This window comes from Pseudarthrobacter siccitolerans (assembly GCF_001046895.1).
GTDB classification, from domain to species: domain Bacteria; phylum Actinomycetota; class Actinomycetes; order Actinomycetales; family Micrococcaceae; genus Arthrobacter; species Arthrobacter siccitolerans.
In genome coordinates this window covers 234412-249188 of the sequence record NZ_CAQI01000046.1, presented here as the reverse complement: position 1 = coordinate 249188, position 14777 = coordinate 234412, and the positions used below count along the sequence as shown (strand labels likewise).

Here is a 14777-nt window from a genome sequence, read left to right as displayed (position 1 = left end):
CCCGGGCTGTTACTTTTTGAACCTAGGATCAAAACATGGAGCCTGAATTCAAGCCCCGCCGGACGGGCGCAACCAAGAAGATTCTTTTGGTGGTGGCCGTGTGCCTGCTGGCTGCCGTCGGCGGCGTGTTCGCCGCGGTGGCCCCAGGTATCGCCCGCGGTGCCATCGAATCCGAGGCAGGTTCCGCCGTCAGGTCATCCCCTGGCGTCGCTTTGCCGGTGATCGCCCCAGTGAAACTGGATGCCGCGCCGGCCAACGGTGCCAAGCAGGTGAACCCCGCCGCCCCGGTGTCACTGAAGGTGGCCAACGGCACCATCGAGCGGGTCACCCTCACCAGCACCTCGGGCGAGACGGTCGAAGGCAGCATCGACGCTGGAGGCACGGGCTGGACCGCGGCCGGGGCGTTGAAGTTCAACACGGACTACAGCTACACCTACGTGGTCAAGGACAGCGCCGGGCGCGAGACAAGCACCACGCAAACGTTCAGCACGGTCTCCAGCACCCATGAAGCGGATGCCGCCATCTACCCGCTGGACGGCATGAAGGTGGGGGTGGGACAGCCGCTGCAGATCATCTTCAGTGAACCTGTCATCAACCGCGACGCCGTGGAAAAGGCCATCAGCATCTCCAGCAGCGCCGGCCAGGTGGGCGCCTTCCACTGGCACAGCGACACCATGGTGCGGTACCGGGCCGAGAACTTCTGGGCAGCCAATTCCACCATCACCATGGACATGAAGCTGTTCGGCGTGGACCTGGGGAACGGCCAGATCGCCAACTTCAACAAAAAAGTCAACGTCTCCATTGGTGACAAGAAGGTGGCAGTCGCCGACGCTGCGGCCCACACCTTCACGCTGAGCGTCAACGACCAGGTGGTCAAGACGCTGCCCGTAAGCATGGGAGACCAGCGCTTCCCGTCTGCCCGGGGCTACGGCGTGCTGATGGAGAAGAAACGCTACGACCACTTCAGGGCCTCGAGCATTGGACTGAAGCCGGACGACCCCGCCTATTACGGTGACGTGGACGTCGAGTACACCATCCGGCTGACGCTCAGCGGGGCCTACATCCACCAGGCCCTGCCGTCCGCGTTCCCCTTCATCGGCAACGCGAACGTCTCGCATGGCTGCATCGGGTTCGCTCCCGACGGCGCCGCCTGGGTCTTCGACAACATGGGCACCGGCGACGTGGTCCAGATCGTCAACACCGAGGGTGACTACGCGGCCCACACGGACGGCTTCGGCGACTGGAACATCCCCTGGGGCGAATACGACAACTAGCCGCGCGACTAACGGCGGCTAACTGCTGAAAGGCAGCCGGTGCAGCCGCTCACCGGTCTCAGCGCTCCGCCGTCGGGCCTTGCCCAGCCTGGCCAGCTCCCTGCTCCGCCGTTCAGCAACGACGGCGGCGAGGTAGTCATCAGGGCTGGTTCCGGGAGGCGGGGGAGGGGCCACGTGGGCTGCGAGTTCGGTAGCTATCGACTCGGCCATTCCAGCCCTGGACAGGGGCGCCATCCGCCCGGCCTGCCGGATGAACTGGGAGGCCCGCCGCGCAGTGGCATCCGGGATCCTTCCAATGTCCGCCGCGGCCGCCCAGGCCTGCAGCCGGGGCGGAACGAACACCGGCGCGGACTGCTCCACCGGCACCCGGCTCCGGATGGCGTACGTCCCGGCCATCAGGTCGCCCAGCCGGCGCGACCTCTCATTAAAGAGGGCCACCGCAATGGCAAGGCCGCCAAAAGTCAGGTAGATCTCGAGGAATCCAGCCAGGCCGCGGATGAGGGCGTGGCGGAAGCGGATGGCCCCGCCGTCCTCCCGGACCACCCGCAGGCCGGCGGCGAGTTTCCCCAGCGAGAGCCCGCGGCTCAACGTCTCGATGGCCACCGGGACAATCACCAGGCAAAAGACCACGCCGGCAAGGACCAGTGCCCGCTGGGCGGCCTCGTCCAGGTCCTCACCGGCGGCCGAGATCCCGGTCAGGACCACCACCAGCAGGACGATGCTCAACGCCATGTCCAGGAGCAGGCCCAGGGCGCGGGCCGCGAAGGACGCCGGGCGCAATTCAAGGACAACCGCTTCGCCGGTGACGATCGAACTCACACTGGTTCCTGTTCCTCGCAGCTGTTGATGCAGACGCAAGTCTAGTGCCGGGCGCTAGGCTGATGCCGTGGATATGGATGCGTTCTCCGCCGTCAATGCGGACAGGTGGTCCCGGCTGCACCATCTGGCCCACAAGGGCAGGCTCACCGGGACCGAAGCAGACGAACTGCTGGCGTTGTACCAGTCCACGTCCGCACACTTGTCCCTCATCCGTTCCCTGGCGCCGGAAAGCGGCCTCTCTGCATCCCTGTCAGCCACCCTGGCCCAGGCCCGGACCCGTTTCACCGGGGCGCGCTCCAACGTGATGGCAGACCTTGCGCGGTTCTTTGTGGTGGCCCTTCCGGCGGCGTTGTACCGGCTCACCTGGCTCACTCTCGCGTGCGGTGCCGCGTTTGTCCTTATCGGCACCGCCTATGCACTCTGGATCGGCGGGAGCCCGGAGGCATTGCGGGCAGTGGCATCGGAAGCCGCGGCCCGCCAGTACGTTGAAGAGGACTTCATCGACTACTACTCAGAAAACCCCGCTGCGTCCTTTGCCGGCGCCGTCTGGACCAACAATGCCTGGATCAGCGCACAGGCTGTGGTTTTGGGAATCACCGGCGTGTGGGTGCCCATGATCCTGTTCGCCAACGCCCAGGGGGTGGGGATTGCCGCCGGTATCTTCGCCGCGGCCGGCAAGTCGGATGTTTTCTTCAGCTACATCCTGCCCCACGGCCTGATGGAGCTGACGGCAGTGTTCATCGCCTGCGCCGCCGGCCTCCGGATCTTCTGGGCCATGGTTTCACCGGGCCCGCGCACCCGGGGCAGGGCCGTGGCCGAGGAAGGAAGGTCGCTGGTCACCGTTGCCCTGGGGCTGGTCCTGGTGCTGTTTGTGTCCGGACTGGTGGAAGGCTTCGTGACCCCCAGTGTGCTGCCGGTATGGGCCAAGATCGGGATTGGAGCCTCCGTACTGGCCGCGTACTGGCTCTACGTCCTGGCCTTCGGCCGGCGCGCCCACCTGGCCGGGGAGCGCGGTGACCTGCGCCGCGAGGATGCAGGGTATTCCGAAATCGCTGCCTGAATCGTTGTAATCCATCCGGGGTGGTTCCTCGCCCAGCCGGAATTCCGGACGGTAGGCTCGTCAACAGAGAAAGCGCGCCGGTGGAACCCGGTGGGACCCGGAACCTGGCGCGAAGACCCAACGGAAGTGGACGCTGCTGTGAAAGACGAAACTCCTGCCCGCGCCCGGCGCGCCGAGCCGCAGCCGGACCCGATTTTGGACACGTCGGGAGACTCTGACGAGCCGGCGTTCTCCTGGCTGAGCGGCGGCACAGGCGCCGGAAGTTCTGCCGCGGATAGCAGTGCATCCGACGGGACCGGACCGCGCCGCGCCGGTGACCCTGCTGGTCTTGCAGAACCTGACGGCCCGGCCGTGCCCAGAGGCCCGGTTGAGTCCAAAGGCGCGGCCGTGCCCAAAGGCGCGGCAGTGCCCCAAAGTCCAGTAGAGCCGCAGCCGGAAAGCAGGGCGGACCGCAAAGCCGCCGAGGCCGCCGCTGAAGAGCCCGTGCCCGCATCCAGCCAGGGAAGCTCACCGGTTTTCCGTGAGCAGTTGCCCACCTCGGCCCTGCAGGTCCGTCCGCCGCAGGAGGAGGTGGAGCGGCGCAACGCCCAGCGGGAGAGCGCAGCAAACGCGAAGCCGGTGGCCCCCCGCGTGATGCAGGTCCTGCTCGCCATCTTCTTCCCGCTGGTATTGCTTATCCTCGCCGTCCGGGCGGTCACCAGTCCGCTGTTCCTGTGGGTGGAATACAATCGCCCCGGGTTTCCCGGCGACGGCTACGGGTTCAGCACGGATGACAGGATGACCTACGGGTCGTACGCGGTGGATTACCTCAACAACTGGGCTGCCCCGCGCTACCTGGGGGACCTGGTGCACCGCAGCGGCGACAAGCTGTTCAAGGACGGCGAAGTCAGCCACATGGCGGACGTCAAGCTGGTGATCCTGTCCACCTTCGGTGCCGGTGTACTGCTGGCCCTGGTGGGCATCATCGCCATCCTGTACCTGCGCAGGCGCAGTTCCGGGGGCGTCCGGAGGGGCCTGTTCGCCGGCTCCATCATCACCCTGGTGCTCATCCTGGGCCTGGGCTCGCTGGCGGTGCTGGGCTGGCAGCAGTTCTTCACGGAGTTCCACCGGATCTTCTTCGCCGAGGGCTCCTGGACTTTCAGCATGGACGACACCCTGATCAGGCTGTTCCCCGGCCAGTTCTGGATTGACGCCGGAATGGTCATTGCGGGCCTGGTGCTGGTGACATCGCTCGTCACTCTGGTCCTTACCTGGCCGACGCGCCGGCGCCGGGGCCTGGCGAAGAAGGATGCCGGAACGGCAGGGGAGAAGCCCGACGATCAGGTGTAAAGCTTCCCGATCTCCGCTTCGAAATCGCGTACGACGGCGTTGCGCTTCACCTTCAGTGACGGCGTCAGGTGACCGGATTCAACTGTGAATTCGGCGTCCAGCAGGGTGAACTTGCGGATGGACTCCGCCTTGGAGACCAGCAGGTTCGCCTGGTCCACTGCTTCCTGGACCGCTGCGGCCACCTCCGGATCGGCGGCTGCCTCGCGGATGGTCCGGGAAGGCAGGCCGCGCTCGGAGTGCCAGTTCTCCAGGCCCTCCGGATCGAGGGTCACCAGGGCTGAGATAAAAGGCTTGCCGTCACCCACCACCACGGCATGGCCCACCAGCTGGTGTGCCCGGATTTTCTCCTCGAGGGGTCCGGGTGCCACGTTTTTGCCGCCGGCTGTGACCAGCAGGTCCTTCTTCCGCCCGGTGATGGTGAGGAAGCCCTGCGGGTCCAGTTCCCCGAGATCACCTGTACGGAAAAAACCGTCCACAAAAGCCTCGGCGTTTGCGGCCTGGTTGGCGTGGTACCCCCGGAAGACGCCGATCCCCTTCACCAGGATCTCCCCGTCGTCGGCCACCCGGATGGTGGTGCCCGGAATGGGGATGCCCACCGATCCCACCTTGGTGCGGGTTGGAGTATTAGCCGTGCACGGGGCGGTGGTCTCTGTCAGGCCATACCCCTCCAGGACCGGGATCCCGGCGCCGCGGAAGAAATGGGCGTCCTCCAGGCGAAGCGGGCTTGCGCCGGAAACGGTATAGCCCACCTGGCCGCCCATGGCCTGGCGGAGCCGGGGGTAGAGCAGCCGGTCGAAGATACCGTGACGGATCCGGCACAGCAGGCCCGGCCCAGCTCCCTCGCCCCGGCTCTTCAAATCCTCGGCACGGGAGTACTCAATGGCAGTGGCAGCCGCCGCACTGAACAGCCGGGCTTTGCCCCCCACTGCCGCCTTGTGCGCCGCGGTGGCACGGACTTTCTCAAAAATCCGTGGAACCACCAGCAGGAAGGTAGGCCGGAATGAGCCCAGGTCTTCCAGGAGCCGCACCGCACCGGGCGAGTGTCCCAGGGTTGCACCGGCAGCGAGGCAAACCACCTGGACTGCGCGGGCCAGCACATGGGCAAGCGGCAGGAACATCAGGGTCCGGGCCTGCTCCTGGAGCAAAAGCCCGGGCAGGAAGGCAACAATGTTCTTGGCTACCAGGGCGAAGTTTCCGTGCGTGATCTCGCAACCCTTGGGCTTTCCCGTGGTGCCGGAGGTGTAGACCAGCGAGGCGACGTCCTCCAGCACCGCTTTGCTGCGGTGCCGCTCCAGCTCGGCGTCGGTGACGCCCATCCCCGCTGCGGCAAGGCTCGCGAGATTGGGGGCTTCGCCGTCCGAATCCATCCGGACCACGTTGACCAGCCGGTCCCGGAGCAGGGGAGAGTTGGCCAGGACTGCAGTCACCAGCTGCGACTTGCTCCGGTCCTCCACGAACACGCGCCGGACGCCGGCGTCGTGGAGGATCCACTCCACCTGGCTGGCGGAGGACGTTTCATAGATGGGAACGGTCACGCCGCCGGCGAACCAGATGGCGAAGTCAACCAGCGTCCACTCGTAGGAGGTGGCCGACATAACGGCCACGGTGTCACCTGGCTCGAGCCCGCCCGCGATGAGGCCCTTGGCGAGGGCGCTGACATCCTGGAGGAACTTCCGTGCGGGCACGTCCACCCACCCGTTGGGCCCCTTGCGCCGGTACAGGGCAAGGGCCGGATTGGCTGACTCCTGCTCCAGCAACAGGTCCGTGACGTTGCTGGCAGCGTCAACCTCAACCAGCAGCTCTGTGCTCGCTTCTCTCACAGCAGGTCTCCGTTCCGCTGCCATGCCGCGGGCAGCGGCTCCTTCGGGGGTCTTCTGACATCCTGCCCTAGATCCAGGACGGCATCCACATCCGAAGCCTCCACTCCTGGTAGGGGATAATCTCGGCAGCCCAGACCGGATAGAAGAAGGCGGACAACAGCATGGCGGCCGCCACAAACAGGACCACCAGGTACAGGCCGGACCGGCGGCGCCACGGCGGGTCCGCCGATTTCCCCAGGACCAGCCCCAGACAGTAGACCAGCGCCAGCACCAGGAACGGCTCGAAGGACACCGCGTAGAAGTAGAACATGGTCCGTTCGGGGTACATGAACCAGGGCAGGTATCCGGCGGTCATGCCGGCCAGGACGGCACCGGCCCGCCAGTCCCGACGGCCCGCCCACCAGAACAGGAGCACCACCAGCGAGATGGCGGCCGCCCACCAGATCAACGGGTTGCCTACGGACAGGATGGCGGACGTGCACCGGTCAAAGTCACAGCCAGGCGTACCGCGCTCCGGGGACTCATAAAAGAACGACGTCGGCCGGCCCATCACCAGCCAGCTCCAGGCGCTTGCCTCGTAGGGATGTTCCGAGCCCAGGCCCTGGTGGAACTTGTAGGCCTCCAGGTGGTAGTGCGCGAGGGAGCGGACGGAATCCGGCAGCCAGCCCCATTCTGCGGAAGGGTTGGATTGCGCCCAACGGCGGAAGTAGGCGTCATCAGACCGGAACCAGCCCGCCCAGCTCACCGCGTAGGTCACGGCGGCAACCGGAACCATGCTCAGGAACGCCGGAATTCCGTCCTTGATGATGCCGCCGCTGATCCAGCCGCGGATCCCCGCTACCCGGCGGGCGCTGAGGTCCCACAGCACGGTCAGGATGCCGAAGCCGGCCAGGAAGAACAGGCCGGACCACTTGGTGCCCACGGCGAGCCCAAGGCAGAGCCCTGCGGCAATCCGCCACCAGCGGATTCCCAGCCAGGGTCCGGACAGCAGCTGCGCCGGAGTGGGACGTCCCCCGCCCGCCTCCGCCGCCCGGGCAAGCCTGGTGGCCAGCCGCCGTCGGCCGTCATCCCGGTCCAGCAGCAGGGCGCCGAAGGCGGCGAGGACCCAAAACATCAGGAAGATGTCCAGCAGCGACGTCCGCGACATCACCAGATGGTGGCCGTCCACGGCCAGCAGGAGCCCGGCGGCCCCCGCCAACGGAAGGGATCCGAAGAGCTTCAGTGCGATGAGTGACAGAAGCAGGATGGACAGGGTGCCTGTCAGGGCGGCGGAGAAGCGCCAGCCGAAGGAACTGTCCGGGCCGAAGATCCACATCCCGGCCGCGATCATCCACTTTCCCACGGGGGGATGGACCACATATTCGGGAGAACCCAGGAGCACGCCGGGGTTGCCGGCATTGAAGGAATCGTTGGCCTTGTCCGGCCACGCCCGTTCGTAGCCGCTGACCAGGTATGAGTAGGCATCCTTGACGTAGTAGGTCTCATCGAAGACCAGTTTGTGCGGGGTCTCCAGCCGGATGAACCGCAGCACACCGCCCGCGACGGCCGTCAGGACCGGAACCAGCAGGAACCACAGCCTCAACGACGGCGGGTAGTCCCGCCATTGCTGACGGCTGCCCAACAGCCGGGCACGGAGGGACTCAACAGTAAATGCCTCGGCCGGCCGGGTGATCCAGGGCCGGGCCGGGACGTCTCCGGGCCGCCCTCCGGTTGCTGGAGTGCTTGTGCTGGACGCCGCAGGTGTGGCGTGTCCGGCCCCGGCTGGCCGCGTCGAGGTCTGCGTCACGAGCCCCATGCTACCTTTTGCGGCTGGCAGTGCCCGCAGCAGTAGGCTGGTGGCGTGGACCCTAACCCCAGCCCCTTCCCTGATTCCGGCACTGCAACCTCCAGCGAAGCTGGTGGAGAGCCCGTCGAGGACGGGGGAGCGGTTGCGGCGCCAGGGCAGGCGGCCGGGCGGATCGTGCTCGCCGCCACGCCCATCGGCAACACCGGTGATGCCTCCGCCCGGCTGGTGGAACTGCTGGGCACGGCGGACATTGTTGCCGCTGAGGATACGCGCCGGCTGCACCGCCTGGTGCAGAGCCTGGGGGTTACCGTGGCCGGCCGCGTCATCAGCTACCACGAACACAACGAGGCCACCAAGACTGCTGAGCTCCTCGAACAGGTCAGGGCAGGCAAGACCCTGGTGATGGTCACCGATGCGGGAATGCCGTCCGTCTCCGACCCCGGCTTCCGGCTGGTCGAAGGTGCCGTGTCGGCCGGCCTCACCGTTACTGCCGTTCCGGGACCCTCGGCAGTACTGACGGCGCTGGCGTTGTCCGGTCTGCCCACCGACCGCTTCTGCTTTGAAGGGTTCCTGCCGCGAAAGACCGGCGAAAGGGCCTCGCGCCTGGCCGACCTTGTCCAGGAGCGGCGCACCATGGTGTTCTTCGAGGCGCCGCACCGGCTCGAAGCGATGCTGCGCGCCCTGCGGGAACGTTTCGGACCTGAGCGGCGCGTCGCCGTCTGCCGCGAACTGACCAAAACCTATGAGGAAGTGATCCGCGGTTCCCTGGGCGAACTCCTGCAGTGGGCCGAAAGCACCGAGGTCAGGGGCGAGATTGCCGTGGTCCTGGCGGGCGCACCCGAGCAGGCCGCCGGAACACCGGAGGACCATGTGGCCGCGGTCAATGAGCTGGTGGCGCAGGGGATCCGGCTGAAGGAGGCCGTGGCCGCCGTCGCCGAGGATGTCCGGGTAAGCAAACGGGAGCTCTATTCAGCGGTTTTGGCTGCCCGCTAAGCACGCCTGCTCGCTCCACGAAAGGGCTGTGCAGGTGCACAGCCCTTTCGTCTTTGAGTAGTGCGTAAAGGCGTAGACCGGGCGGGGGCCCGGCAGTAGTCTGGCAACTAATCAGCCCGTATCACCGCGGCCCATGCGGGCCGCTTGCCCGCGGGCTGCAATAACCCTACTGACGAGGGAGTCATCGTGACTGTCACTGCACAGCCGGCCGTTTCCGCAGAACGCGAAAGCGCCCTTTTGGCCTCTGTTCCCACCGGCCTGCTTATCAATGGTGAGTGGCGGGCTGCCGCTTCCGGCAAGACCTTCGACGTCGAGGATCCGGCTACGGGCAAGGTGCTGTTGAGCATTGCCGACGCCGGCGCTGAGGATGGTGCCGCGGCCTTGGATGCCGCTGCTGCCGCGCAGGAGTCGTGGGCGAAGGTCCCGCCGCGGGAACGCGGCGAGATCCTGCGCCGCGCTTTTGACCTGGTCACTGAACGCGCCGAGGACTTCGCGCTGCTGATGACCTTGGAAATGGGCAAGCCCCTGGCCGAGGCCCGCGGTGAAGTGACCTATGGCGCCGAGTTCCTGCGCTGGTTCTCCGAAGAGGCTGTCCGTGCCTTCGGCCGCTACTCCGTCTCACCGGACGGCAAGTCCCGGCTGCTGGTCACCAAGAAGCCGGTGGGTCCCTGCCTGCTGATCACCCCGTGGAACTTCCCGCTGGCCATGGCCACCCGCAAGATCGCCCCGGCCGTGGCCGCCGGCTGCACCATGGTGCTGAAGTCCGCGAACCTCACTCCGCTTACCTCCCAGCTGTTCGCCGCCGTGATGATGGAAGCCGGCCTGCCCGCCGGCGTCCTGAACGTCATCCCCACCTCCACGGCCGGCGCCACCACCGGGCCTCTGATCAAGGATTCCCGGCTCCGCAAGCTCTCCTTCACCGGCTCCACCGAGGTGGGCCGCCGCCTGCTCTCCGACGCCTCCGAGACCGTACTGCGGACCTCCATGGAACTTGGCGGGAACGCCCCGTTCGTCGTCTTTGAAGACGCTGACCTGGACGCCGCCGTCGCCGGCGCCATGCTCGCCAAGCTGCGGAACATGGGCGAGGCCTGCACCGCGGCCAACCGGTTCATCGTCCACGAATCGGTCGCTGCAGAGTTCGCGCAGAAGTTCGCCGCCAAGATGCGCGAAATGACCACCGCCCGGGGCACCGAGCCGGAGTCCAAGGTGGGCCCGCTGATCGATGCCAAGAGCCGGGACAAAGTCCACGAACTCGTCTCTGACGCCGTCGCCTCCGGCGCCACGGCCGTTGTGGGCGGCGGACCCGTGGAGGGCCCGGGCTACTTCTACCAGCCCACCATCCTCTCCGGCGTCACCGAGGGCACCCGGATCCTGTCCGAGGAAATCTTCGGCCCCGTTGCCCCGATCACCACGTTCAGCAGCGAAGACGACGCCGTGCGCCTGGCCAACAACACCGAATACGGGCTCGTGGCCTACGTCTTCACCAAGGACCTGAACCGCGGCATCCGGATGGGCGAAAAACTCGAAACCGGCATGCTGGGCCTGAACGCCGGCGTCATCTCCAACGCCGCAGCCCCCTTCGGCGGCGTCAAGCAGTCCGGCCTGGGCCGCGAGGGAGGCCTCGAAGGCATCGAGGAATACCTCTACACCCAGTACATCGGCATCGCCGACCCCTACGCCGGATAGCCTTCGCCCGCCGGTGAAAGCCGCCGCCTGCCCTGGAACAGCAATGCCTGGACCGGAAACTCCTGCCTTAGGAGTGTCCGGACCAGCGTGTTGACCAGGTGCGCGCGGCGGCTTTCGCGCTTTTGCCTGCTGCTCCGGCAGCACCGATGGCGATCCTGAAGGGTGTGCCAAGCAGGCGTCCCAGCCGGGCAACAACCGACGGCGGCAGCCAGACGGCGCGGAGGCGGCGAAGGGTGCCCGCGTTGCCCCGCAAGGCTGTTTCGAGGGCGGCGACGCGTGCACCGGCCACCTGGCTGGCCCGGGACGCCTCCCTTTCAATTTCCTCCGGATCCGCTTCCGGCACACCTTCCACCAGGGGCGGACCGTATTTTTGGCGTTCGAAGTCCGAGGTCAGCCCGGCCGCGGCCTGGTGGGCGGCCTCGTCCATTCCGCCCGGTTCTCCCAGCAACGCGGAGCCCCGGAGCCGGGCCGAGTAGGTCCGCGGCGTTTCACTCGGCTCGGGCGGCAGGCCATAGTCCGTCCCCAGGTCAACCATTTCGCTCCATGCCAGCGGCACCGCAGCGGCCGGATCAGCGGCCCTGAGCCGCCGTGCCCGGATCGCTGCCCGGACCAGGCGGGGGGAGGCGGCGAGCAGCGCGGCACCCAGGAGCGCTCCCGTACCCAAGAGCCAGGGCAGGAGCTGGGATCCGGTGTCAGCGGTTCCGCCGGCGCCCGGACCGGGCAACGGGGCGGCGCTCGGCGCGGGGGCCGGTGCCGGGGTGGCGTCCGGGATAAGGTCGTCGTTGTTTTCGATCGAGCCGGGGGCTGAGGCGGTGGAACTTTCGGTGGCATAGTCCGGCACCACGCCGCGGGAAGGCGTTGGTTCGAAGGGGACCCAGCCAAGGCCCTGGAAGTAGAGCTCCGGCCAGGCGTGGGCGTCGCGGGCATCCACTTCATATTCGGGCAGGGCGCCCTGGCCGGCCACGGACACCGTGGCGCCGGTCAGCCTGCCCGGCGCATATCCCACGGCGATCCGGCTGGGGATCCCTTCGAGCCTTGCCATCACGGCCATGGCCGACGCGTAGTGGATGCAGTACCCGCTCTTCTGTTCCAGGAAGTCGGCAAGGACCGAGAGCCCGTTTCCGTCGTAACCGCCCTGCACGGGAGATTGGAGCGAGTAGGTGAATTGGGCGGACCGCAGGTACTTCTGGATGGCCATCGCCTTGTCATACGGAGAGGCGCCGGAACCGGCCACGGTGTCGGCCGTGGTCCGGACGATCTCCGGCACGTTGCCCGGAATCCTGGTGAAGTCGTCCGCGATGCCCTGCACAGGCGCTGAAGACGTGGCCAGCAGTCCGCCCGTCAGCTTCGGAACCGTGGACGTGACCAGGTACTCCTGCCGGCGTGAGGTGGTGTCAGTCCCCTTGATGCTCAAAGTGGCAGGATCCCAGGTCCACCGACCCTGAAGGCCCCGCACGGATTCGGGGGCGTACGGAACCGGAAGGTAGGGGCTGGTAAAGGTTCCCGTGTCTATGGCTGTGACCAGCTGCTGCTCGTCGGACACCGTGTAGCCGGGGTCGATCTGGTTGCCCAGTGGGCGCCGGGAGGCGTTGCGGTCATCGGGGCCCCAGGAGTCGCCGTCGAAATTGTCCACGGTGACAGAGCGCAGGTACACCGGGGCGGGGGAGTTGGTGGCATAGCTGATGCGGCCGCTGCCGGCAGGGGTGCGCAGGCTGTTGCCCAGCGTGATCATCGGGTTCAGGCCAGTGGACGTGCCCCAGGGGTTGATACGGGAACCCTGCGGGAAGGTGCCCTGGTCGAATCCGGGGATGGCCAGCGGCAGCACCAGGGTGGCGGCCACCGCCACAGCCCCGGTAAGGACCGCCCTCCGCCCCTGGCCGGGGTTGCGCGCCGAATCCGCCGGTGTCCGCGCATCCGGGACGTACCACTGGCTGCAGGCCAGGATCATCAGGTAGCCGGCAACGGTGGCAGCGAATCCCCAAAAGCCCACGCTTTGGGGTTTGATCATGGCCGGCACCACCAGGATGGCCAGCAGGCCCACTCCGGTGGCGGCAGGCATCCCGAGCGGGACGGCCAGCGCGTCCACCAGGATCACCGCCAGGCCCAGAACGGCGCAGATCACCATCACGATGCCCACGTTGGGCGCCACGGGAGCGGTTTCGGAGAGCACGGTTTCGCTGGCGCGGCGGATCAGCCGGTCAAGTTCCGCCAGGCTGCCTGCGGTGGGGATAACGCCCGCGAAACTGGTGCTCCGGAAGAACGTCAGGGTCAGGATGGCGCCGAGGGACAGGAAACCGCCGGCAGTCACCAGCAGCGGCTGCGCCCGGACCGCACGCAATACGGCGAGGGTGAGGCTGACGACCAGAACTGTGGTGAAAACGGGCCAGTACCAGGCCCAGCCCCGCAATACTCCATTCAGCGACAGGGCAGCCCCTGCCACCGCCAGGGAAATGGCCGCAGCCATCACCCACGGGTAGGCGCCTACGCGGGCGCGTCCTGCCAGGGTTCCCGCCGCCGACGGCTGCTGCTGGCCCGTTCCAGGTTTCCGGGCCGGTGCAATGGTCATCGGGCCACCCCCGCTCCGCGCCGGACCTCCGCAGCCGGTGGTTCCGGTACGTCAAGGTCCTGGTCGAACTGGTTCCAGGCGGCAGCCACGGAGACGCCCGGCGCCACCGCCGCCGCCCGCCAGCCTCCCTGCCGGAGCTTCTCCAGGGCATCCTCGAACTCCGCCGGCCGCTCCGCCACCAGGATGGCAAAGGCGTTGGTGCCGTAGCCTGCGGCGGGGGCAAGGGACAGGGCCTCCAGTGCGGAGATCCTGCCCAGGACGGCAATGACCGGTCCCCGCATGCGGTGGGCGGAGAGCTTGTCCATGAGGTTGTCATCAAAAGGCGGTGGTCCTGCCTCCTGGCCATGGGATTCCCTGGCGCCGAAAAAGTCTTTGCGCGCGGCGTCGCCGCGCTGGTGGTGGTGGGAACCCGTGAGCTGGATGGCCGCGAGGCTCTCGGCGATGGACTGAAGCCCGGACGCTCCGCTGTACTCTTCCAGCTCCGGTTCGGGAGCCGACGGCGAACGCAGGAAAGCCGGTTCCCCGCGTGCATCCAGAAGACGCAGGGCGTAGTTGCGTTCGGAAAGGTGGGCGCTGATGGACATGGCGGCCACCACGGCCCACTCGAAGGTTTCGCTGCTGACCATCGTGTGGCCGTCCTGGGCCGCGTTACCAGACGGGGCGGCGCCGGAGCCGCCGGAGAACGCACCGAACCGGTGATCCAGGATGATGGTGGCCTCCGGCGTGGTGACGGATTCTTCCTGCCGCACCATCAGCTCGCCATGGCGTGCGGTGGCCGCCCAGTGGACGCGGCGCATCGGGTCCCCATGGCGGTATTCGCGCGTCATCACATCATCATCGCTGGGGTTGGCCCGGATCCGCGTGGCCGTGACGCCATCGTTGCCCCGGGCGCCCGCCAGTCCCGTCAGCGGAAGGACGACGGCGGCCGGCGTCACGGTGAGTGTGTCGCCGTCGTCAATGGCCTGCCTGTGCAGCGACAGGCCGAACGGGTCGGTGAACTCCGCCGTCACTGGTCCGATCAGGAACTGGCCGCGCTGGGCGGAGCGCAGGCGGTACTCGTACCTGCTGGTGCCGCCGCTGGCAGAGCGCGAGGGGAACCGGAAGGCGGGCGACTCGCCAAACCTTGGCGGCAGGCGTTCCTCCATGGTGGCGCGGCCGGTTGCTGCTCCGGTCCGTGCCACCGCAAGCCTGACCGTGGTGGGCGCGGACGTTTCCACCGGGGAGGGATTGAATTCGCGGTAAACCTGGAAGCGGGGTTTCACCAGCCGGATCCCGGCAAGGGAAACCAGCGGGAGGACAAAGAGGAGCACGGCCAGGCTCAACAGGTCCCTGCGGCCCATGACCTGCGCCGCGGCAAGTGCTGCTGCCCCTGCGGCCAGCATTCCCCACCCGCGCTGGGTGAAGAGGTGTCGGGGCAGTCGGTCCAGCAGCGCCATGGAAGTCC

The 14777-nt window shown here is 67.4% G+C and carries 10 protein-coding genes; 5 read left to right on the top strand and 5 right to left on the bottom strand.

Annotated elements, in window-relative coordinates:
- Nucleotides 1-35 precede the first annotated feature (35 nt).
- Entirely contained in the window at nt 36-1274 is a 1239-nt protein-coding gene (locus ARTSIC4J27_RS14320; protein WP_050055860.1) for a L,D-transpeptidase, read from the top strand.
- 18 nt (nt 1275-1292) lie between these two features.
- Here the strand turns inward: ARTSIC4J27_RS14320 and ARTSIC4J27_RS14315 are convergent, their stop codons facing one another.
- Nucleotides 1293-2093, bottom strand: a complete 801-nt coding sequence (locus ARTSIC4J27_RS14315) for an RDD family protein (RefSeq protein WP_050055859.1) — start codon at nt 2091-2093, stop codon at nt 1293-1295.
- Between the two features lie 67 nt (nt 2094-2160).
- Between ARTSIC4J27_RS14315 and ARTSIC4J27_RS14310 the strand changes: the two genes are divergently transcribed.
- A complete protein-coding gene (locus tag ARTSIC4J27_RS14310; RefSeq protein ID WP_200900835.1) occupies nt 2161-3153 on the top strand; it encodes a stage II sporulation protein M in 993 nt (330 codons plus the stop codon).
- Nucleotides 3154-3291: 138 nt separating this feature from the next.
- Complete coding sequence (locus ARTSIC4J27_RS14305) at nt 3292-4482, top strand: TIGR01906 family membrane protein (RefSeq protein WP_050055963.1); 1191 nt, start codon at nt 3292-3294, stop codon at nt 4480-4482.
- Here ARTSIC4J27_RS14305 and ARTSIC4J27_RS14300 read toward each other — a convergent pair.
- Nucleotides 4473-6302: an AMP-dependent synthetase/ligase gene (locus ARTSIC4J27_RS14300; RefSeq protein ID WP_050055857.1), complete on the bottom strand. Its 1830-nt coding sequence runs from the start codon at nt 6300-6302 to the stop codon at nt 4473-4475. The two genes, ARTSIC4J27_RS14305 and ARTSIC4J27_RS14300, sit on opposite strands and share 10 nt — an antisense overlap.
- Nucleotides 6303-6369: 67 nt before the next feature.
- Entirely contained in the window at nt 6370-8097 is a 1728-nt protein-coding gene (locus tag ARTSIC4J27_RS14295; protein ID WP_050055856.1) for a dolichyl-phosphate-mannose--protein mannosyltransferase, read from the bottom strand.
- Between the two features lie 45 nt (nt 8098-8142).
- Here ARTSIC4J27_RS14295 and rsmI point away from each other — a divergent pair, with 45 nt between their 5' ends.
- Together rsmI and ARTSIC4J27_RS14285 are read left to right on the top strand one after the other, a co-directional pair.
- Nucleotides 8143-9081 (top strand): 16S rRNA (cytidine(1402)-2'-O)-methyltransferase, encoded by a 939-nt coding sequence (rsmI, locus tag ARTSIC4J27_RS14290; RefSeq protein ID WP_083435469.1) that lies wholly within the window; start codon nt 8143-8145, stop codon nt 9079-9081.
- A 186-nt stretch (nt 9082-9267) separates the two neighbouring features.
- Nucleotides 9268-10767 carry an NAD-dependent succinate-semialdehyde dehydrogenase gene (locus tag ARTSIC4J27_RS14285; protein WP_050055854.1) on the top strand — a complete coding sequence of 500 codons (1500 nt, stop codon included), beginning with the start codon at nt 9268-9270 and terminating at the stop codon, nt 10765-10767.
- Between the two features lie 67 nt (nt 10768-10834).
- Here the strand turns inward: ARTSIC4J27_RS14285 and ARTSIC4J27_RS14280 are convergent, their stop codons facing one another.
- Entirely contained in the window at nt 10835-13333 is a 2499-nt protein-coding gene (locus ARTSIC4J27_RS14280) for a transglutaminase TgpA family protein (RefSeq protein WP_050055853.1), read from the bottom strand.
- Nucleotides 13330-14769 (bottom strand): DUF58 domain-containing protein, encoded by a 1440-nt coding sequence (locus tag ARTSIC4J27_RS14275; RefSeq protein WP_050055852.1) that lies wholly within the window; start codon nt 14767-14769, stop codon nt 13330-13332. Before ARTSIC4J27_RS14275 ends, ARTSIC4J27_RS14280 begins: the two co-directional genes overlap by 4 nt.
- Nucleotides 14770-14777 lie beyond the last annotated feature (8 nt).

Bases quoted from the DNA above. Each gene is read 5' to 3' on its own strand.
- ARTSIC4J27_RS14320 (WP_050055860.1), top strand. From the start codon at position 36: ATGGAGCCTGAATTCAAGCCCCGCCGGACGGGCGCAACCAAGAAGATT.
- ARTSIC4J27_RS14295 (WP_050055856.1), bottom strand. From the start codon at position 8,097: ATGGGGCTCGTGACGCAGACCTCGACGCGGCCAGCCGGGGCCGGACAC.
- ARTSIC4J27_RS14280 (WP_050055853.1), bottom strand. From the start codon at position 13,333: ATGACCATTGCACCGGCCCGGAAACCTGGAACGGGCCAGCAGCAGCCG.
- ARTSIC4J27_RS14275 (WP_050055852.1), bottom strand. From the start codon at position 14,769: ATGGCGCTGCTGGACCGACTGCCCCGACACCTCTTCACCCAGCGCGGG.